The sequence below is a fragment of the Nonomuraea sp. NPDC050680 genome, from assembly GCF_040654555.1.
Taxonomy (GTDB): Bacteria; Actinomycetota; Actinomycetes; order Streptosporangiales; family Streptosporangiaceae; genus Nonomuraea.
In genome coordinates this window covers 190206-216805 of sequence record NZ_JBFAIF010000012.1, presented here as the reverse complement: position 1 = coordinate 216805, position 26600 = coordinate 190206, and the positions used below count along the sequence as shown (strand labels likewise).

The 26600-nt window shown below is 69.4% G+C and carries 19 protein-coding genes; 11 read left to right on the top strand and 8 right to left on the bottom strand.

Annotated features, from left to right (window positions below):
* Positions 1 to 9: 9 nt before the first annotated feature.
* Positions 10 to 669: an SDR family NAD(P)-dependent oxidoreductase gene (locus tag AB0H88_RS33465; protein WP_357651548.1), complete on the bottom strand. Its 660-nt coding sequence runs from the start codon at positions 667 to 669 to the stop codon at positions 10 to 12.
* 77 nt (positions 670 to 746) lie between these two features.
* Between AB0H88_RS33465 and AB0H88_RS33460 the strand changes: the two genes are divergently transcribed.
* Both AB0H88_RS33460 and AB0H88_RS33455 read left to right on the top strand, forming a co-directional pair.
* Entirely contained in the window at positions 747 to 1124 is a 378-nt protein-coding gene (locus tag AB0H88_RS33460; RefSeq protein ID WP_357651546.1) for a MerR family transcriptional regulator, read from the top strand.
* Between the two features lie 187 nt (positions 1125 to 1311).
* Positions 1312 to 2421: a serine hydrolase domain-containing protein gene (locus AB0H88_RS33455; RefSeq protein ID WP_357651544.1), complete on the top strand. Its 1110-nt coding sequence runs from the start codon at positions 1312 to 1314 to the stop codon at positions 2419 to 2421.
* A gap of 52 nt (positions 2422 to 2473) precedes the next feature.
* Here the strand turns inward: AB0H88_RS33455 and nrfD are convergent, their stop codons facing one another.
* From nrfD to fdh, 3 genes are read right to left on the bottom strand one after another with little or no spacing between them, the layout of a single operon-like run.
* Complete coding sequence (gene nrfD, locus AB0H88_RS33450) at positions 2474 to 3379, bottom strand: NrfD/PsrC family molybdoenzyme membrane anchor subunit (protein ID WP_357651542.1); 906 nt, start codon at positions 3377 to 3379, stop codon at positions 2474 to 2476.
* Complete coding sequence (locus AB0H88_RS33445) at positions 3376 to 4197, bottom strand: 4Fe-4S dicluster domain-containing protein (protein WP_357651540.1); 822 nt, start codon at positions 4195 to 4197, stop codon at positions 3376 to 3378. The genes nrfD and AB0H88_RS33445 overlap by 4 nt, the downstream gene beginning before the upstream one ends.
* Positions 4190 to 7426, bottom strand: coding sequence for a formate dehydrogenase (gene fdh, locus AB0H88_RS33440; protein ID WP_357651539.1), 3237 nt, complete (start codon positions 7424 to 7426; stop codon positions 4190 to 4192). The genes AB0H88_RS33445 and fdh overlap by 8 nt, the downstream gene beginning before the upstream one ends.
* Positions 7427 to 7588: 162 nt before the next feature.
* Between fdh and AB0H88_RS33435 the strand changes: the two genes are divergently transcribed.
* The 4 genes from AB0H88_RS33435 to AB0H88_RS33420 all read left to right on the top strand — a co-directional run bounded on the left by AB0H88_RS33435 (position 7589) and on the right by AB0H88_RS33420 (position 13920).
* A complete protein-coding gene (locus AB0H88_RS33435) occupies positions 7589 to 8839 on the top strand; it encodes a P-loop NTPase fold protein (protein WP_357651537.1) in 1251 nt (416 codons plus the stop codon).
* Between the two features lie 3 nt (positions 8840 to 8842).
* Positions 8843 to 9838: a hypothetical protein gene (locus tag AB0H88_RS33430; protein WP_357651535.1), complete on the top strand. Its 996-nt coding sequence runs from the start codon at positions 8843 to 8845 to the stop codon at positions 9836 to 9838.
* A complete protein-coding gene (locus tag AB0H88_RS33425; protein WP_357651533.1) occupies positions 9831 to 12599 on the top strand; it encodes a hypothetical protein in 2769 nt (922 codons plus the stop codon). The genes AB0H88_RS33430 and AB0H88_RS33425 overlap by 8 nt, the downstream gene beginning before the upstream one ends.
* A gap of 88 nt (positions 12600 to 12687) precedes the next feature.
* Positions 12688 to 13920, top strand: coding sequence for an FxsB family cyclophane-forming radical SAM/SPASM peptide maturase (locus tag AB0H88_RS33420; RefSeq protein ID WP_357651531.1), 1233 nt, complete (start codon positions 12688 to 12690; stop codon positions 13918 to 13920).
* A gap of 76 nt (positions 13921 to 13996) precedes the next feature.
* On the opposite strand, the gene fxsT is transcribed toward AB0H88_RS33420, so the two are convergent.
* Positions 13997 to 16510, bottom strand: a complete 2514-nt coding sequence (gene fxsT / locus AB0H88_RS33415; protein ID WP_357651529.1) for an FxSxx-COOH system tetratricopeptide repeat protein — start codon at positions 16508 to 16510, stop codon at positions 13997 to 13999.
* Positions 16511 to 16694: 184 nt separating this feature from the next.
* Here fxsT and AB0H88_RS33410 point away from each other — a divergent pair, with 184 nt between their 5' ends.
* Together AB0H88_RS33410 and AB0H88_RS33405 are read left to right on the top strand one after the other, a co-directional pair.
* A complete protein-coding gene (locus tag AB0H88_RS33410) occupies positions 16695 to 16856 on the top strand; it encodes a hypothetical protein (RefSeq protein ID WP_357651527.1) in 162 nt (53 codons plus the stop codon).
* Positions 16857 to 17029: 173 nt separating this feature from the next.
* Positions 17030 to 19027 carry a hypothetical protein gene (locus AB0H88_RS33405; protein WP_357651525.1) on the top strand — a complete coding sequence of 666 codons (1998 nt, stop codon included), beginning with the start codon at positions 17030 to 17032 and terminating at the stop codon, positions 19025 to 19027.
* 2 nt (positions 19028 to 19029) lie between these two features.
* Here the strand turns inward: AB0H88_RS33405 and AB0H88_RS33400 are convergent, their stop codons facing one another.
* Entirely contained in the window at positions 19030 to 20268 is a 1239-nt protein-coding gene (locus AB0H88_RS33400) for an MFS transporter (RefSeq protein ID WP_357651523.1), read from the bottom strand.
* A 260-nt stretch (positions 20269 to 20528) separates the two neighbouring features.
* On the opposite strand from AB0H88_RS33400, the gene AB0H88_RS33395 reads away from it, so the two are divergent.
* Together AB0H88_RS33395 and AB0H88_RS33390 are read left to right on the top strand one after the other, a co-directional pair.
* Complete coding sequence (locus AB0H88_RS33395) at positions 20529 to 20963, top strand: hypothetical protein (RefSeq protein ID WP_357651522.1); 435 nt, start codon at positions 20529 to 20531, stop codon at positions 20961 to 20963.
* Complete coding sequence (locus tag AB0H88_RS33390; RefSeq protein WP_357651520.1) at positions 20963 to 21322, top strand: hypothetical protein; 360 nt, start codon at positions 20963 to 20965, stop codon at positions 21320 to 21322. The genes AB0H88_RS33395 and AB0H88_RS33390 overlap by 1 nt, the downstream gene beginning before the upstream one ends.
* Positions 21323 to 21372: 50 nt before the next feature.
* Here the strand turns inward: AB0H88_RS33390 and AB0H88_RS33385 are convergent, their stop codons facing one another.
* Complete coding sequence (locus tag AB0H88_RS33385) at positions 21373 to 24873, bottom strand: WD40 repeat domain-containing serine/threonine protein kinase (RefSeq protein ID WP_357651518.1); 3501 nt, start codon at positions 24871 to 24873, stop codon at positions 21373 to 21375.
* 103 nt (positions 24874 to 24976) lie between these two features.
* The gene (locus AB0H88_RS33380) at positions 24977 to 25858 is read right to left on the bottom strand and encodes an SDR family oxidoreductase (RefSeq protein WP_357651516.1); all 882 of its coding nucleotides are present in this window, start codon (positions 25856 to 25858) and stop codon (positions 24977 to 24979) included.
* An 87-nt stretch (positions 25859 to 25945) separates the two neighbouring features.
* On the opposite strand from AB0H88_RS33380, the gene AB0H88_RS33375 reads away from it, so the two are divergent.
* The gene (locus AB0H88_RS33375) at positions 25946 to 26524 is read left to right on the top strand and encodes a helix-turn-helix domain-containing protein (RefSeq protein WP_357651514.1); all 579 of its coding nucleotides are present in this window, start codon (positions 25946 to 25948) and stop codon (positions 26522 to 26524) included.
* Positions 26525 to 26600 lie beyond the last annotated feature (76 nt).

Here is a 26600-nt window from a genome sequence, read left to right as displayed (position 1 = left end):
AGAATCTCCTTACGGCGTCGGTCCTGCGTGCAGGATTTCCTGCTGCCACCGGTGTCGCGGCTGCGTGTGCAGCTGCCAGTAACGCTCGGCGATGTCGTCCGGGTCGAAGTCGGTGCCGGGAGCGACCGGGCCGGCCACGGTGATGCTCGCCACGTGTACTCCGGAAGGTCCGTACTCCTCGTCGAGCAGCGTGACCAGGGTTCGGACGCCTGCCTTGCCCAGGGAGAGGCTCACGTACTGCGGCTTGGGCTCGGGCATGCCGCCCGTGATGAGGAACGTTCCGCTGCCACGTTCTGCCATGGCGGGCGCGATGTGAGCCGCGGCGTTGATCGCGCCGACCACGTTCACCGCCCATGCCTCCATGTGGCCGCGTACGGACAACTCGCCCGCCGCGTCCGCCTGGATGATCGCGGCGTTGTACACGACGACGTCCGGCACGCCATGCTCGCTGACAGCCTGGTCGAGTGCGGCGTTCAGCCCGGCCTGGTCGGTGCTGTCGGCTTCCAGCGTGACGACCGGGACACCGCTGGGAGCGACCGCCTCGGCCGCGGCGCGCAGCGTACGCTCGCTCCGGGCGATCAGCGTGATCGGCAACCCCTCCCTGGCGAACCGGCGAGCCACCGCCTGTCCGATCCCCGGACCCGCACCGATGATCACTGCACCTGACATCGCTATCTCCTCGCTTTCTTGATCAGTGATACTTGGGACGGTAAGGGTTCTCATCTATGTGAAGGTCAAGGATGCTCATGCGGATCGGCGACCTGGCTCACAAGACAGGGGTGAACAAGCGGCTGTTGCGCTACTACGAGGAGCAGGGTCTCCTCAGGCCGGTCCGGCTGGACAACGGCTACCGCGAGTACACCGAGGCGGACATCCCGACGGTCCGCCATATCCGCGCCCTGCTCGCCGCCGGGCTTTCCACCACGGTCATCGCCCGGATCCTGCACTGCGTGCACGACGATGGCGAGCTGATGGTGCCTTCCGGCTGCCCGGCTTTCATGGAGAACTTGCGGCGCGAGCGTGCCCACATCGCCGAGACGATCGCTCAGCTCCAGACTTCACAGAGAGTGCTGGACACGATCCTCGACGCGGCGCTACTAGATAGAGCGCGTATCGAGTCCTGATCAATCTGCCGGATTCAACGGCTGGGGCGGCCAGAAGGCCAACTCAGGCGTCCTTCCCGAGTCGGAGATCGTCGGCCTGGGATCAGGGTTTCCGTCGGGGACAGCCCCGATGCCGCACTGCCCTCTCGTGGCGGATCGTGATGCGGCAGAGGCCGACAGCCGGACTCCGTGAACCAGAGGAACGAACTTGACGGGAAAACGCCTCAGCGCGGCCGTCGTGGCCTGCGTGACCGTGTCACTGCTGGCAACACCCGCCGTGACCGACGCCGCGGCGGCCGACACGAGCCCGAGCAGTCGGCCGAATGTGCAGGCGATGCTGGACAAGGCCGTCGCCGACGGCTCGGTTGCCGCCATCGCCGAAGTTCGCGACGGAGACAAGACCTGGCGAGCCGCGAGCGGCAAGGCGAAGCTGAACAATGCCCGGCCGGCTCCGGTGAACGGGCGATTCCGGGCCGGGAGCGTCACCAAGTCATTCACGGCGACCGTGGTGCTTCAACTCGTGGGAGAGGGAAAGCTGCGACTGTCCGACAGCGTGGAACAGTGGCTGCCGGGGCTCGTGGACAAGGGCACCGACATCACGATCAGGCACCTCCTCCAGCACACCAGCGGCCTTCCCGAATACTCGACGGGCATGATGGACGAGGCGGGCATCCCCAAGGAACGCTACCGCACCTGGTCGGCACGCGAACTGGTGGAAAGGGCGGAGAAGCTCCCGCGCGACTTCCCGCCTGGAACTGACTACAGCTACTCCAACACGAACTACATCGTGCTCGGCATGCTGATCGAGAAGGTCACTGGCAGGCCGTACGCGACAGAGATCAGGGAGCGGATCCTGCGGCCGCTCGGCTTGCGGCACACCCGTGTTCCCGGGGCCTCTCCGAAGATATACGGCCCGCACGCCCACGCGTATGTGCCGGTCACCGAAGGCGGCAAGGTCATCCCTGTTGACGTAACGCGGTTCAATCCCACGATGGCCGGTGCGGCGGGCGAGATCATTTCCATGAACGAGGACATCAACCGGTTCTACCGCGCCCTGTTGCGAGGCAAGCTGCTCCGTCCTGATCTGCTGAAGGAGATGAAGGACCCCGGTACGGCGAAGGGGTACGGGCTGGGGCTGGAGCTGGCGCCCCTGCCCTGCGGCACTGCGTTCGGGCACGGCGGCGGTGGCCCCGGCTTCCTCGTGGTGGCGTTCAGTTCGGCCGACGGTTCGCGACAGGTCACATTGTCGATCACCACGTTCTCCGGCAACCCCCATAAGGCGGCCATGGCCCTGATGGCCTCTGCGCTGTGCCCTTAGAGGGCGTCAAAGGCCGAGATTGAGGCGGTTGGCAGGCCAAATTTCCCCATGATCAACGCGCCTGCCGCTGCCGTTGGGGAACGATCGTGTACTTCGGGTCGGCGGCCGAGGCTCTGCCCGCCTCCAGGACGCCGAACCGGGTGCACAAAGCACCCGCAGTAAGGGCTAGGCCGGACAGGGCGGTGAGGGTACGGCTGCGCCCGGCGACCGACGCGAGCAGCCCGCCACCGGCCGTCAGTACGCGGCCCGCGCGCATCCGGCCCCCTGCCTTGCCCAGCCGATACGGTTCGCCCACCAGGCCGAGTCGCCGTTCCATCACCACGCCCGCGACGCTCTCCATGACGGCACCCATCACCGCCACCATGCGAGCCGGTCCCGCCTGCGCCCGAGGGGTGGCCAGCATGCCCACTGCCCCGGCGCTGGCCAGCGCGCTCCCGGCGAACAGGAACGGCAGCTCCCGATAAGCCTCGTGCCAGGCGGGCACGGCGGTGTCGGCGACCACGACGGCGGTGTAGGTGGCGGTCAGCGGACCGGTCAAGCCCGTGGCCAGGGTCGCCGCGTCTCCCACGGCGGGCAGGATCCCGGTCAACCCGGTCGAGGCGGCGACCGCCGCCAGCCCGCCCTGTGCGGCCAGGAGCCAGGAGCCCAGACTCATCGGCGACGTGGGCTTGAACACGCGGAACATGTTGAGGAACCGTTCGGGCCTGCCCAGTTCGGCGATGAGGAACCCGGTGCCGGCGGCGGCGCCGATCGCCGCCGCGATCCGGGCGGTGCGCTCCAGCCGGTCGTGCCCGGTGAGCCCGGCCATGACCGCCATCACCGACGAAGCCCCCGACAGACCCCCCGCATAGAGATATGTCGGCATATGGGGTTCGTGCCAGACGGGGGCCTTGATCACTGGTCGCCCGTAGTACGACTGGAACTCCGCCTCCGGCACCATCGACCGCTCCCGCGTCACCGCCGCGCCCCCTTCCGCGACCCCGCGAAGGCCACCGCCACCACCCCGGCCACGGACAGCGCCGCCGCCCCCGCCCAGCGCCACATGGCCGGCAGGTCACGAGTGGTCACCACGGGATCCGGCGGCAGCCCGTACACCTCCGGCTCGTCCAGCAGCAGGAAGAACGCCCCCGCGCCACCCACCCCGTCGTCCGGGCTCTCGCCGTACAGGCGGGCCTCGGTCTGCCCATCGGCGTGCAGCCGCTCCACCCGCTCCTCGGCCCGCTCGCGGAGCTCATCCAGCGGGCCGAACTGGATCGAGTCGGTCGGGCACGCCTTGGCGCACGCCGGTTCGAGGCCGCCGAGCTGCCGGTCGTAGCACATGGTGCACTTCCACGCCCGCCCGTCCTCCTCACGCCGCTCGATCACGCCGTACGGGCAGGCGGACACGCAGTAGCCGCAGCCGTTGCAGATGTCCTCCTGGATCACCACTGTGCCGAACTCGGTACGGAACAGCGCGCCGGTCGGGCAGACGTCCAGGCAGGCGGCGTGCGTGCAGTGCTTGCACACGTCCGACGACATCAGCCACCGCTCGACGCCGTCATCAGCGGAAGCAGGCGTCGGCACCGGGCGGGACTGCTCGATGACCGGGCGGGACTGCTCGATGAAGGCCACGTGCCGCCACGTGTTCGCCCCGAGCGCCCCGGTGTTGTCGTAGGAGTTCGCCTCGAACACGAAGCCGTCGTCGGGCAGCTGGTTCCACTCCTTGCACGCCACCTGGCAGGCCTTGCAGCCGATGCAGACGCTCGTGTCGGTGAAGAACCCCATCCGCTCAGCCATGGCGGTACACCTCCAGCAGGTCGAGCATCGCCTGCCCCCTCGGCCGTCTACCGGGCCGTAGGTCGCAGGTCACGGCCTTGCTCTCCTGGATGTAGACATTCGGGTCGAGCGCCAGCGGGAGCAGGTCGTTGGCGACGTCGCCGGTCACCAGGCCGCCGCCGCCCCACCCCCAGTGGTACGGCAGGCCGATCTGGTGGATCACCCTGCCCTGGATCCGCAGCGGCCGGACCCGGCCGGTGACCAGCACCCGAGCCTCGATCACGGTGCGACTGGTCACGATCGTGGCCCAGCCGCCGTTGACCAGCCCCACCTCGGCGGCCAGCTGCGGCGACACCTCGCAGAACAGCTCCGGCTGCAGCTCGGCGAGGTAGGCCAGCGGCCGGCTCATGCCACCCGCCGTGTGGTGCTCGGTGAGCCGGTAGGTGGTCAGCACGTACGGGTAGCGCGGCGACTCCGGTGGGTTGTAGGGGCTCTCCGGTCTCAGGTAGACCTTGCGCGCGGGGTTGGCCTGCTGGGCGTACAACGGGTTGGCGACCGGCGACTCATGCGGCTCGTAGTGCGCGGGCAGCGGGCCGTCGGCCAGGCCGGCGGGCACGTACAGCCAGCCCTTCCCGTCGGACTGCATGATGAACGGGTCGATCCCGGAGAGCGCGGCCTCGGCCCGGGCGCCTTCGGGCGGCAGGTAGTCCGGTGGCTTGTTCGGCTCGAAGTCGGGCACGTCCTTACCGGTCCACTCGCCGCGCTCCGCGTCCCACCAGACGTAGGCCTTGCGCTCGCTCCACGGACGGCCCTCGGGGTCGGCGGAGGCCCGGTTGTAGAGGATGCGCCTGTTGGCCGGCCAGGCCCAGCCCCATTCGGGCGCCACGGGCGACTGCTCCTGCCCCGGCCTGCGCCGGGCGGCCTGGTTGACCTCGTCGGCGTACACACCGCAGTAGATCCAGCAGCCGCAGCGGGTCGATCCGTCCGGCTTGAGCTGGGTGTAGGCCGACAGCGCCCGCCCGTCCGGGCCGACCCCGTTGATCTCGCGGAGCACGGCCGACGCCGACGGGTCCCGGTGCTCTCCCAGCTCGGGGTAGTCCCAGGTCAGCTCGCGCACCGGCCGGTCGATCTCGTCGTCGGTCAGCCGGCGCCGGACCAGCTTGCCCAGGTGGTAGTAGAACCACAGGTCGCTGCGGCACTCGCCCGGCGGGTCGAGCGCCTTCTCCCGCCACTGCAGCAGCCGCTGGGTGTTGGTGAACGTGCCTTCCTTCTCCACGTGGCTCGCGGCCGGCAGGAAGAACACCTCGGTGGCGATGTCCTCGGTGCGCATCTCGCCGGTCTCGAGCTCCGGGCCGTCCTTCCAGAACGTGGCCGTCTCCACCAGCGTCAGGTCGCGTACCACCAGCCAGTCGAGGTTGGCCAGGCCGAGGCGCTGCGCCCGGCCGCCGGAGGAGCCGACCGCGGGGTTCTCCCCCACCACGAAGTAGCCCTTCACCGTCCCGTCGATCTGGCCCATCACGGTGGTGTAGTGGCTGTGGTCGCCGGTCAGGCGCGGCAGGTGGTCGAAGCAGAAGTCGTTCTGCTCGGTGGCCGCGTTCCCCCACCACGCCTTGAGCAGGCTGACCAGGTAGGCGCGCCGGTGGCCCCAGAAGCCGACGTCGCCGCCCTCCCGGGCGAGGTAGTCGTCCAGACCCTCGTGCCGGTAGGCGTGGGGCATGCTCAGATAACCGGGCAGGAGGCTGAACAGCGTCGGGATGTCGGTGGAGCCCTGGATGCTCGCGTGCCCGCGCAGCGCCAGGATGCCGCCACCGGGCCGGCCCATGTTGCCCAGCAGCAGCTGGAGGATCGAGGCGGTGCGGATGTACTGGGCGCCCACGGTGTGCTGGGTCCAGCCGACGGAGTACACCCAGGCGGTGGTGCGCTCCCGGCCGGAGTTGGCGGTGATCGCGTCGGCGAGCTCGGCGAAGCCCGCCCGCGAGATGCCGCACAGCTGCTCGACCAGCTCCGGGGTGTAGCGGGCGAAGTGCCGCCGGAGGATCTGGTAGACGCAGCGCGGGTGGCTCAGCGTCGGATCCGTCGCCGGGGTGGGATGCGCGGCGGCGCCCCCGGAGCCGTAGGTGTCCGCCCCGGCGGCCTCGGCATGGCGCCGGCCGCCTTCCATGTGCTCGCCCGGCGCCTGCGCGCCCGGCGCCTGCGCGCCCGGCGCCCGCGCGCTCGGCGTCTCCTTTTCCGGCTCCTTGTCCGTCCCCTCGTACGCCCAGCTCCCCGGGTCGTACGAGCCCGTCTCCGGATCGAAGCCGGAGAACAGCCCGTCGAGGTCCTCGGTGTCCCGGAAGTCCTCGGACACGATCACGGCGGCGTTGGTGTAGGCCAGCACGTACTCACGGAAGTCCAGCTCGTTGGCGAGCACGTGGTTGATCAGCGCCCCGAGCAGCACGATGTCGCTGCCCGCGCGGATCGGCAGGTGCCGGTCGGCCAGCGCGCTGGTCCGGGTGAAGCGCGGATCCACGTGGAACACCTTCGCGCCCCGCGCCTTGGCCTCGACCACCCACTGGAAGCCCACCGGATGGCATTCGGCCATGTTCGAGCCCTGGATGACGATGCAGTCCGCACCCGCCAGGTCCTGCTGGAAGGTGGTCGCGCCACCGCGCCCGAAGCTGGTCCCCAGACCGGGGACGGTGGAGGAGTGTCAAATACGCGCCTGGTTCTCCACCTGGATCGCGCCGAGGGCGGTGTAGAGCTTCTTCATCAGGTAGTTCTCTTCGTCGTCGAGCGTCGCCCCGCCCAGTCCGGCGATGCCCATGGTGCGGCGCACGACCTTGCCCTCATAGGTCTGCTGCCAGGTCTCCCGCCGGGTCCGTACCACCCGGTCGGCGATCATCTCCATCGCGGTGCCGAGGTCGAGCCGCTCCCATGCGGTGCCGTGCGGTCGCCGGTACAGCACCTGGGTCTGGCGGCCGGGATGGGTGACGAGCTGCTTGCTCGCCGAGCCCTTGGGACACAGCCGCCCGCGCGAGATGGGCGAGTCGGGGTCGCCCTCGATCTGCGTGACCCGGCCGTCCTTGACGTAGACGAGCTGGCCGCAGCCGACGGCGCAGTAGGGGCAGATCGACCGGGCGACCGTGTCGGCCTCCTCGGTGCGCGGGGTGAGCGCGTCCGTACGGGCGGAGCGCGCGGCGTCGCTCCTGCCGTCCTCTCCCTTGAGCTGCCGGATCACCGGCCACCGGGAGAACCACCCCTTACCAGACACAATGCGGGTCCTGCCCCAATCGGTCCGAGCTAACCACCGGCGGTCGAAGGTCAGGTACAGCCGCTTGAACATCCTCGTAGCGGGTGACCATGTAGTAGTCACAGTTCGATAACCTGAAGTATCAGGCGGCGCCGAGGATGCATCCTCATCCTTGGAGGGACTATGCCCGATATCGCGATGCTCTCGGATGCCCCGGCCAATTGGCGTGGAGATCTACTTCAGTTTCGCCGCTACGTCGATCCCCTCGTTTCGATCATCACCAATCCCGACACCGAGACGCCTTTCACGATCGGCGTTTACGGCGCGTGGGGAAGTGGGAAATCGACCGTGCTCCAAATGGTCGACAGGCGCTTACTCGATCGGCATGGCGAGGAGATCGTCCGGGTGCGTTTCAACCCCTGGATGCATCGCCGCGAGCCGGAGATGCTGCTCCCCCTGCTGAACGCGCTCCACACCGAGCTCGACCAGGACCCCGAGCACCGCTTCGCCGGCACGGTCCGCCGTCTCGGCGTGATCATGGCCAAGCTGGCCGCCGACGAGATGCTGAAAAGGCTCACCCTGAGCTCCATGAGCGTGGAGAAGATCGACAAGCTCGCCCAGCAGTACGCGGCGATGCGCGGCCAGGTCGACAGCCAGACCGGCCGGCTGCGCGGGCTGCTGCAGCAGGAGGTCGATCGCCTGGCCGCGCAGGGCAAGAAGATCGTCTTCTTCGTCGACGACCTCGACAGGTGCGAGCCCGACCAGATCATCGACCTGCTGGAGTCGATCAAACTCTTCCTCGACCTGAAGCACGTCTTCGTGGTGATCGCCCTGGCCAAGGACGTGGTCGACCGTGGGGTCCTGGTGAAGTACCAGCCGTTCGGCTTCCCCGACCACGCGGCCATCGGCGACGACTACCTGGACAAGATGATCCAGCTCCCGCTGCACCTCTACCCGCTCGGCCCCGCGGAGGTGGGTCGCTTCATCCGCGCGTCCCGTCCGGGAGAGCTGGCCAGGAAGCACGTCGGCACGCTGGAGAAGGTCCTCACGCCCAATCCCCGGAAGATCAAACGCGTGCTCAACCTGCTGCGCGTGACGGAGGCCATCATCGAGGGCACCCCCGGCCTGGCCGATCTGCGCACCGACCTGGTCGTCCGCCTGGTGGTGCTGCGGGTGCAGAGCCCGGAGCTGTTCGCGAGCGTGCTCCGCCAGCCGGCGTTGCTGGTGGCTCTGGAGCTCGTCCACCAGGACAAGCTGGCGGCCGACGTACTCCAGGGTTTCCAGACGCGGTTCAAGACGCGGGCGGAGGCGCTGCAGAAGCTGACCCTGGCCTTTCGCGGCAAGCACGATTTCCTGGCGCCGATCTTCGCCGACTCCGCCTTCGAGGCCGCCGCGGACGACCTGCCCGTCTACCTGACGATGATCGGCGGGTGAGGCATGTTCGACGACCTGCGTTACGAGTTGTACGGGCTGCCCGCCGGAAATCCCTACGCCGCTCGCCCGCTGGATCCCCTCGCGCTGCCGGCCGATCGCGAACTCGTCCTCGAACTGGCGGGCTTCATCCGGCTCGCGGTCATCGAGGCGGCGGTGAAAGAGGCGATCAGCGAAGGGAAACCGGCCTTCTTCCTGATCACGGGGGTGGGAAACAGCGGGCGGACGTCGCTGGCCAATCATGCGATGTACCTGTACCAGCAGGCCGCCGCGGCGCTCCTGCCGCCTGGCTTCACCTTCGTGACGCATTGCGCGGAGCGCGGTGACATGACACACGACGCCTACGCGACCCTGTGCTCCACGCTGCTCTCGTTGCGCAACAAGATGAACGCCAAGGGCATCGACATCCCGCCCGCGCTGCGCGCCCATTTCGGCACGCTGAGCGAAAGGGGCGCGGCCAACCCGATGAACGAATACGACCTGCAGGAGATCGCGGAATTCACCGCGACGACGTTCGCCGGCCGCAACGCCGGCTTCGGCATCCGGTACGAGGGCGTCCCCGCCAAAGAGCTGATCACCCAGGCCCAGAAGGTGTTCGAGAACACGAGCACCGTCGTGGTCTTCGTCATCGACAATTACCAGCACGCGAACACGGTCCAGATCACCGAGGCGGACCGGCAGGCGTTCGCGGAGCGCGGGCACGTCTTCGACCTCGACACGCTGACTCCTGAGCAGATCGCGGCACTGGCCGAATACCGGTGGAAAGGCAACCCGCCCGCCCCCTTCGACGAGCAGGGCGTGAAGAACGTCTTCGGCAAGCGCCCGTACACGATCGGGCAGGCCATCCAACACCTCGAAGTGCTCCTCGACCTCCGGCTCAGCGAGTACGAGAGCGACGAGCCATGGCCGGCCGCGGAAGACCTGCGCATCCATGAGCGCTGGGTGCGGCTCAAGATATGGCAGCGCGACAGATGGAACAGGCTGAGAGGCTTCCATGCTTGAACACCCCGCGCGCAACCCCTTTCCGGCCCGCGGCATCTCCAGCGCCGAGGAGACCTCCCTCGCCGAGTTCCTGCGCGACTGGTCACGGCGAACCCCCACCGCGATCCTTCCCGGAGTGCGCGAGGCCCAGCGCTGGGCCACGGACTACCTGCGCGGGTTCGCCGATGACAGGACCCGCGACGGCGGTCTCGCCTGCCTGTACGGCGCCCACGGCGTGGGCAAGACGCACGCGGCCCGCCACATGATGGCCTTCGTCAACGACGCCGACCCCAGGGCGGTCCAGCTCTACCTGCGCTTCCAGGAGGACGACTTCGTCGCCGAGTACCGCCGCCTGGTCTCCCAGCTGTCGCAGGACCTGCTCACGGACCTGAGCCTGCGCTATCTGGGCACGCTCGCGGGCGACCGGGCCGGGCACGCCGACGGTCCGGCCAGCAGGGGCGCGGTCCTGTCCGCGGTCGGGGACGATCCCGCCAGGGTGTACGACCTGTTCGGCACGCATCAGGTCGAGGCCGGCGAGGTGCTGGAGGAGCAGGCCAAGGAGATCGCCGCCGTGGCGGGCAGCGGGCCCGAGTTCCAGCGGGCGCTGTCGTTCCTGCTGCGCCCCGAGTTCGCCGGCGTGGCCTACGACTGGCTGTGCGGCCGGCCGATCAGCCCCGACGCCGCCCGCGCGCTCGGCGTCAGCGGCCAGATCGACGACCCCCTGACGTGCCGGTACGGCCTGCAACTGCTGACCAGGCTGGTGACCAGGAGCGGGCGGCCGTTCGTGCTGGTGCTCGACCAGTGCGAGAAGTTCCTGCCGCCGGACGGGAGTTCGGTGACCGCGAACATCGGGTTGCTGCAGAGCCTGGTCGAGGTGATCCCGCAGGCGTCCGGGCTGCTGCTCCTGGTGTCCAACGACACGCTGTGGGACCGCCTACCGCCCGATCTGCGCCAGCGCATCGGCACCGGCGCCTGCCACATGCTGCCGCTCACCCCCGACGAGGCCCGGCTGGTGCTCGGCGCGTACATCAGCGCCGCCGGCCCAGGGCCCGGCGAGAGCATCTGGCCCTTCACCGACAGCGGCCTGCTCGAACTCCTGCGCCACAGCGGCGGCAACCTCCGCCTGCTGCTCCAGCTCAGCTGGGCGAGCTTCGAAGCCGCGTGGCCGGTGTCGGTCATCGACGCCGAGCTGGTCACGAGCGCGTCCGCCCGCCACAGCCACTCTCCCAGCCTCGCCGAGCTGGCGATGCTCGTCGAGACACGCCTGCTCGCCGCCGGGCTCACCATCGAGCGAACGGAGACGGTGGACGGTGGCGTCTCCTTCCACCTGCCTGACCGGCGTGAACCACGCGCCCTGGTCAAACTGTCCGAGGCCGTCTTCTTCGACGACGAGATCGCCAACGCCCTCCAGACGGTCACCCAGACCAGACACGTGCGGACCGGCGGTCGCCCGGTCTTCACCGCGCTGCTCGCCACGGGCTACGTCAGCCCTCCGGTGCTGACCGGCCTACGTGGCGCGGTGCACGTGGTGCTGGTGGCCGACGGCTCCCCCGGCTTCCCGGGCCGGCTGGACGAGCTGGTCGAGCGGATCGCCGCCATGCCCCCCAAGGACGAGGAGCCGGGCGCTTTCGACGACACTCTGCGCGCGATCGTGGAGCACCTGGAGGAGCTGAACTCCGAGCGCCGCGCCGAGATGATGATCCTCACCCGCAACCTCACGGCCGTGAGCGAGCGACTCGAACACCAGGCGCCGAAGGCGCCTCCCGAGTGGCCGCCCAAGCGCGCGGAGCTGGTGGGACGCATCGCCGAGGCCAGGGCCGCGCGGGCCGCCGCGGACTGGGCGGAGTTTCGCAACGCTCGGGCGGAGGTGGTCCGCGAGCGCTCCTCGCGGCTCAGGATGCTGGCCGCCGCCGTCATCGCGGCGGTCGTCACGACGGCCGCGGCCCTCGCCACCGTCTCCCTCATGTCGATCCAGCTCACCGTGGCGCTGTTCGCGGGCACCGCCGTCGCGGCGACCGCCGCCTGGTTCCTGTGGCGGCGGTTCGCCGCGTTCGACGTACGCCGGGCGAACGCGCCGCTGGAGTCCCGGCGCGACCTCGACCAGCTCGCCCGTGAGCTGCGTGAATACGCCGATCCGCGCTCCGCCGACCCCGTCGGCCGCTACGCCCACGCGCTCAGCGAGGACCCCGACAGCGGATACCGGGCGCTGACGGAGGCCATGCTGGTGGAGCCGCTGGCGCTCGTACGGCAGGCCATCGGGCGGCGGCTGGCCGTCTCCGAGCGCTCTCCCGCCGACTGCGTGGCGGAGGTGCAGCGCGGGCTCCGCGAACGGATCCCCGAGGTGCTGCTGCTCCTGGCGCGCGGGCAGCGGCGCGCCGAGTCGGACCGCCCGCCGCGCGTGCTCCGCGACCTGCCGCCCGAGCTGCGGGTGCTGGTGGCGATCGCCAATCCGGGCTCGCCCGAGCTGGCCGACGGCGCGGTCTCCAAACATCCCGCCGAAGCGGCCCTGGCGGCCCTCGGGGTACGCGGATCGCGGCATCCGCTCGCCCGCGCCTTCCGCGACGGCATGGCCGAGGTCGTGCCGATCGAGATCCCGTCCAACGAGCTCCGCGCCACCGCCCGCCTCCTTTCCCCCCTCGAACAAGAGTCCCCTCTGGAACAGGATGGGCTCGGCACCTACGACTGGCTCCCCCTCGTCGCGGAAATCGACGAGCTGTATCTGTTCTTCGAAAAACTGCTCCATCACCAAGAGGAAATACGGTCCAATCGGGGTAAATCTTGACTATCCCCCGAAGCCATGAGAAATAGGGATCGGGAGACCACTTCGTGAAACCCGGGTAATGGGGCACACGACACATAAGAGGTAGCCGTTGTTAGGAAGCCCTGATTCGGAACCGCTGCTCACCCAGGGGTTCCCGGAATTCCTCGACGTCGACGCATTGCTGGCCGGCGGATGGGAGCCGTTCGCCTTCCAGCAGTTCATCCTGAAGATCCACAGTCGCTGTGATCTGTCCTGCCGCCACTGCTACGTGTACGAGATGGCGGACCAGAGCTGGCGCGAGCAGCCCCGCAGGATGTCCGACGCCGTCGCCGACCGCACGATCGAGCGCATCGCCGAGCATGCCGGCCGCCACAACCTGCCTGAGGTGGACATCATCCTGCACGGCGGCGAGCCGCTGCTGGCCGGCCCCGAGCTCATCTCCCGCCTGGTACGCGGCATCCGTGGCGCCGTCGGCACCGGCACCCAGGTCAACGTCAACATCCAGACCAACGGCGTACGGCTCGACGAGTCGTTCCTGCGCCTGTTCGACTCGCTGGAGATCCGCGTCGGAGTGAGCGTCGACGGCGATGAGGAGAGCCACGACCGGCACCGCCGGTTCGCCGACGGGCGCGGCAGCCATGCCCAGGTCAGCGCGTCGCTGCGCAGGCTGACCGAGGGGCCGTACCACCGCCTGTTCAGCGGGCTCCTGTGCACGGTGGACGTGCGGAACGACCCGGTGCGCACCTATGAGGCGCTGCTGGAGTTCGATCCGCCGGCGATCGACTTCCTGCTGCCCCACGGCAACTGGCCGGCTCCGCCGCCCTTCCGCGACCCGGACTCGACGGCGACGCCGTACGCCGACTGGCTGATCCAGATCTTCGACCGCTGGTACGAGAGCCCGGTGCTGCAGACCGAGATCCGGATGTTCCAGGAGATCATGCGCCTGCTGCTCGGCAGCCCTTCGCGGGCGGAGACGGTGGGATTGTCCCCGGTGCGCATGGTGGTGATCGAGACCGACGGCGGCATCCAGCAGTCGGACATCCTGAAGAGCGCCTACCCCGGCGCCCCGCAGACCCGGCTGCACGTGCTCAGGGACCCGCTCGACCGGGCGCTGCTGCACCCGTCGATCGTCGCGCGGCAGGTCGGCGAGCTGGCGCTGTCTCCTGCCTGCCGCGCTTGCGACATCGTCTCCACCTGCGGGGGCGGGCTCTACGCGCACCGCTACAGCCAGGACACCGGCTTCGCGACTCCCTCCGTCTACTGTCCTGACCTGTACCGGCTGATCACCTACATCGCCGCGCGGTGCGCCCGCGACGTGGCGCGGCTCCGAGGAGCGAGCTGAGCCCTGTCTTGGATGGCGGGTCTCAGATGGGTGGCGGGTCTCAGATGGGTGGCGGGTCTCAGATGGGTGGCGGGTCTCAGATGGGTGGCGGGTCGAAGTCGCAGTTGATCCGCTCGCCCGCGAGGGCCGCGAGCGTATCGGGATGGTCGCGTCCCACGATCAGGTCGAAGCGCCTCATCGTCTCCTCGTGCAGCCGCCCGGCTTCGTCCTCCGCACCCGTCTCCTGGAGATCCAGGCTCAGATTGGCGGCGCAGACGAGGCTGAGGTAGTGGTCGGGGGTGAAGTGCGCCTGGATCCGCTGGTAGTTCTCCTCGCCGAGCCGCCGGGCCCGGTCGAACTCGCCGAGCGCGGCCAGGTCGTTCTGCAGGTTGATGCCGCAGGTCACCGTGTAGTCGTGATCGCGGCCGAGCCGCGCGGTGAGGCCGTCCAGGGCCTTCTGATCGATCTCCCGCGCCTTGGCGGCGTCGCCGCTCAGCCGCATCAGCAGCGCCAGATTGATCCTGCTCGCCTGGGTGAACGGGTGATCCTCCCCGAACACCTGGGGGTAGTACTGCAGCGCGCGATCCACTATCGCCCTGGCCTCCTCCAGCTCACCGAAGGCGCGCAGGGCGTTGGACAGCCCGAGGGCGGCGGCCATCGTGTCGGCGTGCACGTCGCCGTAGAGTCGCCGCAGCCGGGTGTAGGTGTCCTGCATGAGCTCCAGGGCTTCGCCCATCCGGCCGCTCCGGCGCTGACTGATGGCGAGGTCCTTGGCCGCGAGCAGGGTGGCGGGGTGGTCTTCGCCCAGCTGCGCCACGCCGTATCTGTAGGCCTCCTCGGCCATGTCGGTCCCCACGTGGAACCGGCCGTTCAGCCGCACCGCCCGGCCCAGGTTGGTCCAGGTCTGCAGCAGGAGGCGCCTGCCGCTGCCCTCCGCGCCGCTCATGTAGAGGTAGGCGGACTGGAGGATCTTCTGCGCCTCGCCGTATTCGCTCGTCAGGGCGTAGTCGAGGGCCAGGTTGTTACGGGCGCGCAGCGTCCGGATCTCGTTCTCACCGTACAGTCGCTCGTACGCCTCGCGGACCTCCGCGTCGACGTCGCGCGCCCTCAGGAAGTCGCCGCGGCCACGGAGCGAGGTGGCGTAGCCGTTCATCGCCCACAGCGTCTCCGGTTGCTCGTGGCCCAGGACTTCCCGCATCACCTCCAAGGCCCTTGAGTCGATCTCGTACGCCTCGGGATAGAGGGTCAGCGCCAGCTTGATGTTGCCCAGGTGGATCTGGGCCACCAGCACGTCCTGGTGCCGCGCGCCGCTGACCTCCGTCCACTTCTCGATGTATTCGCCGAGCAGTGTCTGCGCCTGTTTGTAGCTACCGCGTACGTAGAGATATCGCACCAGGTCGATCGCGAACTTGCGGACGTTCGGCTCCACGCAGCTGATCAGCCCCGACGGCTCCAAATGGGCGGCCAGCTCCTCGAAACTGGACCATTTGGTCTCATCGTCCGGGTCGCTCGGCGCGCTGCCCGCCAAGAGCAGGTGCACCTCGTGGCGGAGCTCGCCGCGGTCCTTCTCCGGCGTCTCGTCGCGGAGGAGTGCCTGGTTGAGCCGGTGGACCTGAAGGGTGCGGGCGGCGGGCTCGACCTTGACCAGCGCGTAACGTTCCAGATTGCTCAGGGCGTTGGTCAGGAGGATGGCGTCGGACAGGATGGGCGCCAGCCGCGGACCGACCAGCCGGTTGCCGCGGCGGAACACGTCGCGCGGGATGGGCTCGGGGCCGAAGAAGGCGCAGCAGCGCAGGAGTTCGACCGCCTCGGGGACACGGTCTTCGAGCTGTGAGACGGACAGCTGCCACGCGGCGGTCATGGACTGCGGGTAGGTCGGCGCCTTCTCCAGGCTGAGCAGCCGGCCCGTCTGCTCCTCCAGCAGCGAGAGGTACTCGTCCACCGGCATCAGGGTGCGGGCCAGCAGCGCGGCGGCCTGCTCCAGCGCCAGCGGGAGGTCGCCGAGCCTCTCGGCCAGCAGGGCCGCCCCGTCCTCGCTCACCGCCCGGCCGAGGCGCTTGCGGAGGAACTCCACGCTCTCCTCGCGCCTGAAGACGTCCACCTGAATGGTGGGCTCATGGTCGCTCCAGCGCGAGTTACGCGAGGTGATGAGGACGTGGCCGGGCCCTCTGGGGATGAAGTCCTTGATGTAGTCGGGCTCTTCGGCGTTGTCGAAGATCACCAACCAGCTCCGGTACGGGACGCCGCTCTGCAGCGCACGCAACACCGCCTGGGTGGCCTGCTCGGCGCCGGTCGCCTGAGGGAGCCCGAGCACCTGGCCCATCGCCGCCAGCGACGACGGGACCAGCACCGGCTGGTCCGCGGAGATCCACCAGACCAGGTCGTAATGGGCGCGGTACTGCCAGGCGTACTCGATGGCCAGCTGCGTCTTGCCGACGCCGCCGAGCCCCTGGAGGGCCTGGGGCTGCGCCACGACGGCGGTCACCGTGTTGATGCTCTTCCTGAGCACCGTCAGCAGGTCCGCGCGGCCGGTGAAGTTCGGATTACGCTTGGGGACCCTTTCCCAGACCTTCGGCCCCTGCGGCACCATGGAGTGTGAATTTTCCGTCACGTCAGCCTCCGCCCCAGACGCCGGTAATCGTATGTCTCATCCTAGAGCTTGATTAGTCCACCCGTTTATCACAGAATCGAAATAAGAAGAAGTCAGGCTGGCCTCGGTCGGCCTGACACACGCACGCTCATAAGCGCCTGTACATCATTAGACATTCGGATGGCCCGAAATGGACGGAGTACACATGCGTGATGGGCAGTACAGATCCAGCCTGCTGATCGACGTCACCACCGTTTCCCTGCGGCACATGCAGGAAATGGAGAGCGCCGCCCTGCGAGCAGCGGTGGCATCCTGCCTGGGCGACCAGAAGGAGCAGGTGGCGGGGGGCTTCTCAAACACAATTTAAGACATACTCCGCATTTCTCAGCAGCAAGGCGGAAATCGGGCGTACAACATGCGCCCGAAGAGTGCCTCATCCAGCGGGATGGGCGCGCGCCCGCGCGCGCATGCGAAGATTTCGCCCACCTTGACCGTCACGGAGGAAATGTGCGGTGAAACGCGGCTGCGGATAGGAACGACATGGGCACTTCCGGTATGGACGCACGGCAGGCGGCGCCGGGACCATACAGGGGGTTACGCGTCTTTCGCTCCGAAGATCGGCACGGTTTCTTCGGACGCGACGCGGAGTCTCGCGTGATCTGCCAGCTATGGCAGAGCAAACGACTGACCGTCCTGTACGGCGCTTCGGGAATCGGAAAGACCTCCCTCATCCAGGCCGGCGTGATCCCGCTCCTCAGCCCGAACCGGACCGACGTCCTCCCCCTCGGCCGGGTGTCCTATGGATCATGCTTTCCGCAGGCCGCGCTCCCCGCCCACGATCCGTACGTGCTCGCCCTGCTGATGTCGTGGTCCCCCATGGCCACGCCCACCCGGCTGGCGAGCATGACGATCCCCGCGTTCCTGCGGGCCCGGCCGGTCAAACGCGACACCTACGGCGATCCGACCCTCACCATGGTGGCCATCGACCAGGTCGAGGAGCTCTTCGCCACCGGCCGCCGACGCCATCCCTATCGGGACTGGTTCTTCGGGCAGCTCGGCGAGGCGCTGCACGCGGACCCCGGCCTCCGGCTGCTGCTGTCGATCCGCGCGGACCGGTTGCGGGACCTGCTGCCGTACGAGCGCGAGCTGGCCGGCTCCGAGCGGGAACGCTTCCCGCTGGAGGCGCTGGATCAGGCGGGCGCGCTGGAGGCGGTGACCGGGCCGATCGAGGGCACCGGGCACGTGTTCGCGCCTGGGGTGGCGGAGCAGATCGTCCGGGACCTCATCCAGATCAGGGGGCGCTCGAACACCGCGCAGCAGGCAGAGGGCGTGGACCCGGTCCATCTCCAGGTGGTGTGCGAGGCGCTGTGGAACGCGCTGCCCGCCGAGGCCACGAAGATCACCGCGACCGAGGCCGGCCTGTACGCCGACAAGACGCTCTCCGAGCACTACCACCGGGTGATCGGGGAGATCGCGGCCGAGCGGCTCAACGGTGACGAGCACCGGCTGCGGACGTGGTTACGGCTGGCGTTCGCCGACCGGCCGGGGAGCCGGCAGCCCGTCCGCCAGAGCGCGATCACGCCGGCCGGGATCAGCAGGGCCACCGTCGCCCTGCTGGTGACGCGGCACCTCCTCCGGGCCGACCAGCGCATGGGCGAGAGCTCGTACGAGCTGGCGTACGACCGCCTCTTACAGCCGCCCGCACAGGAGGACTACCAGCCCCGCGCCTACCCCTGCCGGCTGCCGGCCGAGGAGCATCTCCGCGCGGCCGAAAGCGCCCTGCGCGAGGGCGATCTCGTGCTGGCGGAGACGCACGGCAATGAGGGCCTGGCCCGTTCCGGGCACGACGACCTCCGGGTGCGAGCGCGGATCGAGTCGCTCCTGGGCAACATCGCGCTTGAGCGGGGGAAGCTGAGTGACGCCGTCTCCCGTTACAGCGCGGCCGCCAAGAGCTTCGAGACGGCCGGCGAGGTGGCCGCCGTCGGCCCCATGCTCACGGCCATCGGACGGCTGCGGCTCACACAGGGGTCCCCCAACGAGGCCGTACGCCACCTGCGGGCCGCGATGGTGCGCGTGCCCGCCGATCTCACGATCCAGACCGAGCTGGCGTGGGCGCTGTGGCACGGCGGGCATCCGGACGCGGCGGTGGGCGTGCTCAACGACGTGCTCGACCGTGAGGGCAACAACGTCGACGCCCTGCTCGGCCGTGGCCAGATGCTGGCCGGCATGGGCCGGGCCCGCGCCGCGCTGCGCGACCTGGACCGGGCCCGGCCGCTGCGGTGGCCGTTCGCCAAGATCGCGCACGCGCTGGCACTGGCCCAGACCGACAGCCTGGAGGAGGCCCAGCAGGAGATGATGGAGGCGCTGGCGGAGGCCGTGGACGATGGGCCGCTGCTGCTGTACGCGGCCCGGGTGGAGGAGCTGGCGGGCAAGACCACCTCGGCGATGGACCTGGCCAGGGCGGCGATCCGCGCACAGCGGCCTGGCCTGCCCGAGCACATGAAGCAGGACGCGCACCGGCTGGTCGGCGCCCGGTGACGTCATACCAGGTGGGGCTCACCGACGAAGTCCGGTAGCGGCGGAGTCAGCCATTTGCGCAGTTGCGGCACGGTCAAAACCGACAGTGCCAGGATCAGCATCGCGCCGAACAGCAGCATCGAGCCGCCCGTCACGCCGTGCCAGGTGACCAGGAAGGCACCGAGCGGCGCGGCGAGGGAGAGCGCGCCGTAGGACGACAGTCGCGAGACGCCGACCACGCGGGCCAGTGTTCCCGGGTCGATTCTGGCGACCTCCACGGCCCTGATCGCCACATTGCTCATCGCGCCGCCGATTCCGGTGGCGAAGAAGGCCAGGGCGAAGAAGAGCGGCTGCGATCGGAGCACCGATCCCAGCATCGCCAGGAGCATGGCCATCAGAAAGATCCCCGTGTGGATCAGCAGGGTGAAGCGCAGCGGCCGCTGGAAGAAGGTCAGGGTGGCGCCCAGCGCTCCGCCCATTCCGCCGGCCGCCAGTACGAGCCCGATCGTCAGCGACGGCATACCGTCGGACCCCGCGACGAAGATCATGATGAGCGTGTTGACCATCAGGTTGGTGATGGTGACGAGCATGATCGCGCCCCGCAGGAAGTCCTGCTTCATGAGCACGTGGAACCCCACGGACAGATCGCTGAGTTGCAACGAATGGGCGGGCCGCCGCCCGGAGCCCGGACTCCCTTTCCAGAACAACACCAATGAAACGGCGAACAACACGGCGTTAAGTACAAAAGGGATAAACGCTCCCACTCCAAACAGATATCCGCCGAGCGGCCGACCGGCGAGCGAGGCGAGATGGCTGGCTCCTTCGCTCTTGGCCAGCGCGCGCCGCATCATGACCGGCTTGACCAGCGACGGGAGCAACGCCGTCTCCGCCAGGTTGCACATCACCCAGAACGTGCCCTCAAGCAGGGCCGCCGTAATGAGGTGGCAGAGCGACGGCCCACCGAAGAGCATCGCGAACGCCACAGTCGCCACGGTCACCCAGCGGCCGAACTCCGCCCAGAGCATGATCGAGCGATTGGACATCCTGTCGACCAGAAGCCCACCGGGGATATAGAAGACCAGGATGGGGATGGTCAAAGCGAACCCCGCCCAACCGGCGGCGGCCGGCGATTTGGTCTGCGCGAGAGCGAGGAGCGGGTAGGCGACACCGAGTGTCCGTGTGCCTACCGTGGAAATGGTCGAACCAGCCCATACAAGGGCAAATCTAGTTGTCTTCGGTGGGCCCGAGTTGTCGCCCGACAAGCTTTCTGTCTTAGTCAACTCCCCCGCCCTGGCCGGTTCTTCCTGGAGCCCGACCTTAGGGTCACAAGTGGGGATGGCCACGGCGAACAGTCTGCCTCTTATGCATGGATGGAAAGCGCTGTACCGACTCTTGGGGCTTTGCGACCCGTCGGAGTATAGCCCGGCTCCGGTAGACCCATCAGGGCTTGCGACTACGCGGCAGCGGAACGATTCCCTGCAGGGAATCGCAAAGTCGCAGGCCGCGCTGGACACTGCTACGCATGAGCAATGAACTCGATGTGAAGCAGTGGGCCGAGCGCTACATCGCCCAGTGGAACGAGCCCGATCCGGCGACGCGAAGCGCCCTCATCCGTGAGCTGTGGGCACCCGACGGGATCCAGGTGCTGGTCGACCCGCCCCAAGAGATCCGCGCCGCCGCCACGGCACTCGCCTTTCCCGTGCCGCCCCTGGAGGTCCGGGGTCATGACGCCTTGGACGCCAGGGTGAGTCGTGCCTACGAGATGTTCGTCGAGCCGGGCGAACACGTCTTCGAGGCCGCCGAGGAGGCGTACCCCCTCATGCCCAACGTGCTCGCCATCCGATGGTCGATGGTGTCGACCCGAACGGGCGAGGCCGTCGGCGGCGGCCTGGACATCCTGGCTCTGGACGGCGATGGCCGGGTGCGTACCGACCACCAGTTCATCGGAGCGAGCTGATGCGCTTCACCCGGATCACCCGCACCGAGGACGGCGGATCGGCGTTCGAGGACGGCGAGATCGCGCTCACCGACCGGCAGGTCGCCGAAGGGGTGCCGGCCATGGCGGTCGGCGGGCTGCCGTCGAGGGGCGGCGTGCAGTTCGTCCGCAGCGCCGCGTTCGACAGCGCCGCGCACCCGGCGCCGCGCGAGCAGTGGGTGATGATGCTGCGCGGCACGATCGAGGTGACGGTCACCGACGGCAGCCGGCGCCGCTTCGGCGCGGGCGACCTGGTGCTCGCCGCCGACACGACGGGGCTGGGACACATCACCACCGGGGTCGGCGAACCGCCGTTCGAGGCACTGTTCATCCCACTCTGACCGCCGGTCGGACGTGCGTCTCACCGGCTCGCGCCCGGCCGGTGTGACGCTCACCGGCCGGGGGCCTCCGGGCAGGTCTCCCGGTACGCCACGTCACCCAGGTACTGGCTCCACTCCGCCTCGGTGAGCCGGCGGCCCGCGCGCCCGCACACCAGCGCGGCGACCCGCTCGGTCCCCACGGGCATCTCCAGGATGTCGCCGTCGGCCGAGAAGTACAGCGTGCCGCCGTCGGCGCTGAAGGTCAGCGAGTCGACGTCCTGGATCGTCCGGGCGTCGAAGGAGCCCCCGAGCCGCCGCCTGTTGACGGGGTCCCAGAGCTGAACGAGGCCGCCGCTGGCCGTCGCGAGCACGTCTCCTCTCGGCGAGAACGCCAGGGCGTCCACGGGGCTCGCCGCCTTCGGCAGCATGGGCCGCAGCGCCGTCGGCCCGGACGGGTCCCAGAGCGAGACACGTCCTGTCTCGTCGTAGGCGATGGCCATGAGGCCACGGCTGCTCAAGGCCACGCCCGCCCCGCCGTCGTAGGACGTGTCGTAGGCCTCCCCGACCGGTTTGCCGGTCGCGACGTCCATGAACCTGCCGGAGCCGGTGGCCAGTCTCTTGCCGTCGGGCAGGTACGGGCCGCCGACGCTGGTGGTGAAGCTGTCGTGCAGGACCCGGCCGGTGGCCGCGTCGAGCACGGTCAGCCAGTACTCCAGCGTCTGCCCGTACGGGCCGAGGACGAGCGCGATCGTCCTGCCGTCTGGGCTGAAGGCGGCCTGTGACGCTGAGAAGCCGTCGACGGCATGCCGGGACCGGATCGACCAGATCCGTTTGCGGGTACCGACGTCGACCAGCTCGACCCGGCCGGAATCCGACGCGATGAACAGCCGTCTGGCTGGCTGGTCGAACGCCGACAAAGCCGACAAGCCCGGTTCGACAGGAAAGCGGGCGACCTCCTGGCGTTCGTGCACGTTCCAGAGCCGGACGTACTTGCTGTCATCGGGGCGGACCGCGGCCCACTGGCTGTCGGGGCTGAGGATGGCGTCGCCCCCCGCCTTGATCGAGGTGGCGCGTGGGGACAGGTCCACGCTGATCACCGAGTCGTCCATCAGGTAACGCAGCGTGGAGCCGTCGAAACCGACGCCGGACAGAGTGCCCTCCGTCTGGTACACGAGCAGCTCGATGTCGTGGTCGGCGACCTCCCATACCCGGAGCTTCCGGCCCTTGAACGCGGCGAGGTAGCGGCCGTCGGGACTGAAGCGCAGCCGGGGGAGGAAGCCGCCGCCGCCGCAGACGTCGCAGGTCCAGTCGCGCTTGTCGCGGCGGCGCCCGGTGGCGGCGTCCAGGAGCACCACGTAGCTGCCCGCGCAGGCCAGGGTGGCGCCGTCGGACGAGAACGCGGCGACCGAGTGCGCCCCTCGGCAGCCGGGGTAGCGATGCTCGGGGGTCCAGCCGGGCAGGGCGCGCTCGGCGAAGCTGTCGCCGGTGAGCAGCAGGTGCCTACCCGTCGGGTCGATCACCGGACCCCACCCGTGCAAGGCGGCCTTCTTGCCGAACCTCCTGCCGGTACGCAGGTCCACCAAATGGTCGAGGTCGTTGTCGAAACTGACGGCGAGGGTGGCCTCGTCCTGGCCGATGTCGATCTGGATCGTCATGTCGCCCGGTGGGAAGCTCTCCTTGAACAGTCGCTTGCCGTCGGTGATGTTCCAGACGCCGAGCTCGTCATGGGTGTACACCGCCAGCAGCCGTCCGGTCCTGCTCAGCACCGGGTCCATGAGCTCCTCGCCTTCCAGCCCCAGCCCCTTCCAACCGCCCGTCCGCTTGTGCGTGCGGACGTCGTACACGTTGACGCCGCCGCCCTCGCTGACGCTGACCAGCGTGCGGCCATCGCCGCTGAGCGTCCGCGTGGCCAGCCCCTTGACCTGCGGGTCGTGGAAGACGGCCGTCTCCTGCTGCTGGGCCGAGGCCATCAGCGCGGAGTGGGCCTCGACCTGCGGGGAGACGCGCCAGGCCGCCACGCTGAGCAGCATCGCCAGGACCGGGTCGGTGGTGCGCAGCCGGTCCGCCTCGACCGCCACCTGCTTGGCGGTGACCACGTCGCGCTGGTCGGACGCCTGCTGGCGCTGCCACAGCGCCAGCACGCTCGCCACGAGCGACACCACCAGCAGCCCGGCCAGCGCCGTGGTGGTCAAGGTCCTGCGCCTGGCGCGCTTCCTGGTCAGCGCGGTGCCCGCCTGGAGGAAGTCGCGCTCGCGGGGAGTGAGCGTCACATGGCGGCGCCCGGTGGCCGCCCAGCTCAGCGCCTGCTCCAGACGGCTGCCCTGGAGCAGGTCGGCGTCGCGCCTGCCGTTGCCGGTCCAGTGCCGCGCCGCGCTGGTGATCTGGCTCAGGACGGCGAGACCTTCACGGTCGGCGTCCACCCACATGCGCAGCCTGGGCCAGGCCCGCAGCAGCCCGGGACGCGACAGCGCGACCGACTCCTCGTCCGTGGCGACGACGTACGAGAACGTCCGCAGGATGCGCCGGATGGCGGCGGCCTCGCGCTCGGGACGCCCGCCGAACAGCTCATCCTGGGAGACCGTCCGTCCGCTCTCACGACCGTCCTCGTCCACGGCGACCAGCCGCAGGAACACCTCGGCGGCCAGCTCACGCTCCTCCGGCCCGAGCGCGCCGTAGGCGTCCTCGGCGATGGCGCCCAGCGCCGGATCGGCCCCGCCCTCCCCACGCACCCCCTGGGCAGCGCGGCTCCCCTCCGCCAGCAGCCCCCCGATGTCCGCCCCGTTACCGCTGACCAGCGCGAGCAACAGCTCCTGGGAAGTCGGCCTGCCAGCGGGATCCTTACGCATCGCGGCCGCGACCAGCGCGCCCAGCTGTGGCGGCAACGCACTCAGATCGGGCTGGTACGACAACACCCGGTGCATCACGCCACCGAGGTTGTCGGCATCGAAAGGTTCCTGTCCGGTGGCGGCGTACACCATGATCGCGCCCCAGGCGAACACGTCCGCCCGAGCCCCCGCCCGCTGCCCGGTGAACACCTCGGGCGCCATGTAACTGGGCGTGCCCGACACCTCTCCGGTCTTGGTGAGCGACATGTCCAGCGTCCGCGCGATGCCGAAGTCGATCACCCGCGGCCCATCGGGGCCGAGCAGCACGTTGTCCGGCTTCAGATCGCGGTGGATGACCCCCGCCTCGTGGATGGCCGTCAGCGCCGTCGCGACCGCCGTCGCCAACCGGTGCAGGTCGTCACCGGTGAACCTGCGCCCCTCGCGCACGGCCTGCCGCAGGCTCGGCCCCGACACGTACTCGGAGACGATGTACGGCCTGGGCCCGTCCAGATCCGCGGCCAGCACCCTGGCCGTACAGAACGAGGCCACCCTGCCCGCGGCGGTCGCCTCCTTGGCGAACCGATCACGGCTGCCGTCGTGGCCGGCCGCGTGCAACATCTTGAGCGCCACCCGGCGCCCGTCCGCGTCGTACGCCTCGTAGACGACACCCTGACCACCGGAGCCGAGCCGCCCGGCCAGCCAGTAGCCCCCGATGTGCTGCGGATCTCCCCCGCTGAGCGATTCCACGGCGAATTAGACGCGAATGGTCACCTATGAGTTGTGATGCTTCGCCCCTCCTGCCTCTTCTCCATGTGGAGGAGCAGCAGCGGCAGAGCGATCTGTTTCCATGTCAGGACTGGATGTTCTCCAGGTCCTCCAGAAGGCGCGGGTGCTTCGGCTCCCAGCCGAGCGCCTGCCGGGTGTGGGTACTGGAGGAGGGCTGGTCGGTCGCGAAGATCGGGCCGAGAGGGCCGTAGGTCTCCGATGGCACCGACTCGACCGGCAGGCCCAGCCGTCGGCCGATGACCGCGGCGATGTCACGCACCTTGTCTCCCTCGTCGTCCACGGCGTGCCAGGAGCTACCGGCCGGCGCCGACTCCAGGGCGAGCCGAAAGAGGACCGCCGCGTCGAGCGCGTGCACGGCCGGCCAACGCTGTGCGCCGTCGCCCGGATAGCCGGACACTCCGGTCCGGCGTGCGATGTCGGTCAGCAAACCGGCGAACCCGCCCGCGCCCTGGTTGTGAACCGTGCGCGGCAGGCGTACGGCCGTGCTCCGGACCCCGCGCGAGGCCAAGCCCAGGACCGCCGTGACCGCGCGACCGCGACCACCGACCGGCCCGTCGGTCGGCAGCGGGTCGGCCTCGGTGGAGACGCGGCCCGGCACCCACGGCGTACCCGAGACGGTGACGAAGGGGCGGTCGCTGCCGACGAGTTCCTCGCCGAGGGTCGCGAGGGCGGCACTTTCCTCGGCGACCGCCTTCGCGAGGGCGTCGGGGCTGCTGAAGTCGTTACCGAATGCCAGGTGGATCACCCCGTCGGCCTGAGCGACGCCGGCGCGAAGGATGTCCAGATCGGCGAGACCTCCCCGGAGCGGCTCGGCGCCGGCCGCCTCGGCGACCAGCGCGGACGCGTCGGAGCGGGCGAGTGCGAGGACGGTGTGGCCGTTGCCGAGCAGTTCGGCGAGGACGGCGGAACCGATCAGACCAGTGCCACCGGTGACAAAGACGCGCATGGAGCTCTCCCCGCAAGTGATGGGACTCTTGTCCCGTCACCCTAGCAGAGTGACGGGACAAGAGTCCCATCACGCTATGATGGGCCCATGGGTCGATGGGAACCAGGGGCGCGCGAACGCCTCGTCGTGGCTGCCTGCGACCTGTTCGCCGAGCAGGGGTACGACGCCACGACGGTCGCGCAGATCGCCGATCGCGCCGGGGTCACCAAAAGCACTTTCTTCCGGCACTTCCCCGACAAGCGCGAGCTGCTGGTGGCCGGACAGGAGACCCTGAGCCGGCTGCTGGCCGAGGGGATCGCCGAAGCGCCCGGTGACGCCAGCCCGCTCGAGGCGGTCGCTGCCGGTCTCGAGCGCGCATCGAGCGCGATGGGCCCCATGACTCGCGAGCTCGCCCCTCGCCTGAAGGCGGCCGTCGCCTCCAGCGCCGAACTTCAAGAGCGTGACGCCCTCAAAAGCGTCAGCCTCGCGACCGCGATGACCACCGCCCTGGTCGCCCGCGGCGTACCCGATCCGACCGCGGCTCTCGCGGGCGAGCTCGGCGTCCTCGCCTTCAAACGGGGATACGCCGAATGGTCCGAGAGCGACCGTGACGCCGAGGACGACCTCGCCGGGTACACCCTGGCGGCCCTGGACGAGCTGCGCGCGGCGAGCGCATCACTGGGCTGACCGGCCACCCGTCCGCCTACCCCGTACAGACCGCAGCCTCCGCCGCCACGGCCATCGCGTATGGAGCCGAAAAGCA

What these genes read in the sequence shown, in the direction of transcription:
- AB0H88_RS33430 (WP_357651535.1), top strand. Translation starts at nt 8,843, where the DNA reads ATGTTCGACGACCTGCGTTACGAGTTGTACGGGCTGCCCGCCGGAAAT.
- AB0H88_RS33390 (WP_357651520.1), top strand. Translation starts at nt 20,963, where the DNA reads ATGCGCTTCACCCGGATCACCCGCACCGAGGACGGCGGATCGGCGTTC.
- AB0H88_RS33380 (WP_357651516.1), bottom strand. Translation starts at nt 25,858, where the DNA reads ATGCGCGTCTTTGTCACCGGTGGCACTGGTCTGATCGGTTCCGCCGTC.
- AB0H88_RS33460 (WP_357651546.1), top strand. Translation starts at nt 747, where the DNA reads ATGCGGATCGGCGACCTGGCTCACAAGACAGGGGTGAACAAGCGGCTG.
- AB0H88_RS33465 (WP_357651548.1), bottom strand. Translation starts at nt 669, where the DNA reads ATGTCAGGTGCAGTGATCATCGGTGCGGGTCCGGGGATCGGACAGGCG.
- AB0H88_RS33410 (WP_357651527.1), top strand. Translation starts at nt 16,695, where the DNA reads ATGCGTGATGGGCAGTACAGATCCAGCCTGCTGATCGACGTCACCACC.
- AB0H88_RS33405 (WP_357651525.1), top strand. Translation starts at nt 17,030, where the DNA reads ATGGGCACTTCCGGTATGGACGCACGGCAGGCGGCGCCGGGACCATAC.
- AB0H88_RS33395 (WP_357651522.1), top strand. Translation starts at nt 20,529, where the DNA reads ATGAGCAATGAACTCGATGTGAAGCAGTGGGCCGAGCGCTACATCGCC.
- AB0H88_RS33425 (WP_357651533.1), top strand. Translation starts at nt 9,831, where the DNA reads ATGCTTGAACACCCCGCGCGCAACCCCTTTCCGGCCCGCGGCATCTCC.
- AB0H88_RS33375 (WP_357651514.1), top strand. Translation starts at nt 25,946, where the DNA reads ATGGGTCGATGGGAACCAGGGGCGCGCGAACGCCTCGTCGTGGCTGCC.
- AB0H88_RS33445 (WP_357651540.1), bottom strand. Translation starts at nt 4,197, where the DNA reads ATGGCTGAGCGGATGGGGTTCTTCACCGACACGAGCGTCTGCATCGGC.
- AB0H88_RS33435 (WP_357651537.1), top strand. Translation starts at nt 7,589, where the DNA reads ATGCCCGATATCGCGATGCTCTCGGATGCCCCGGCCAATTGGCGTGGA.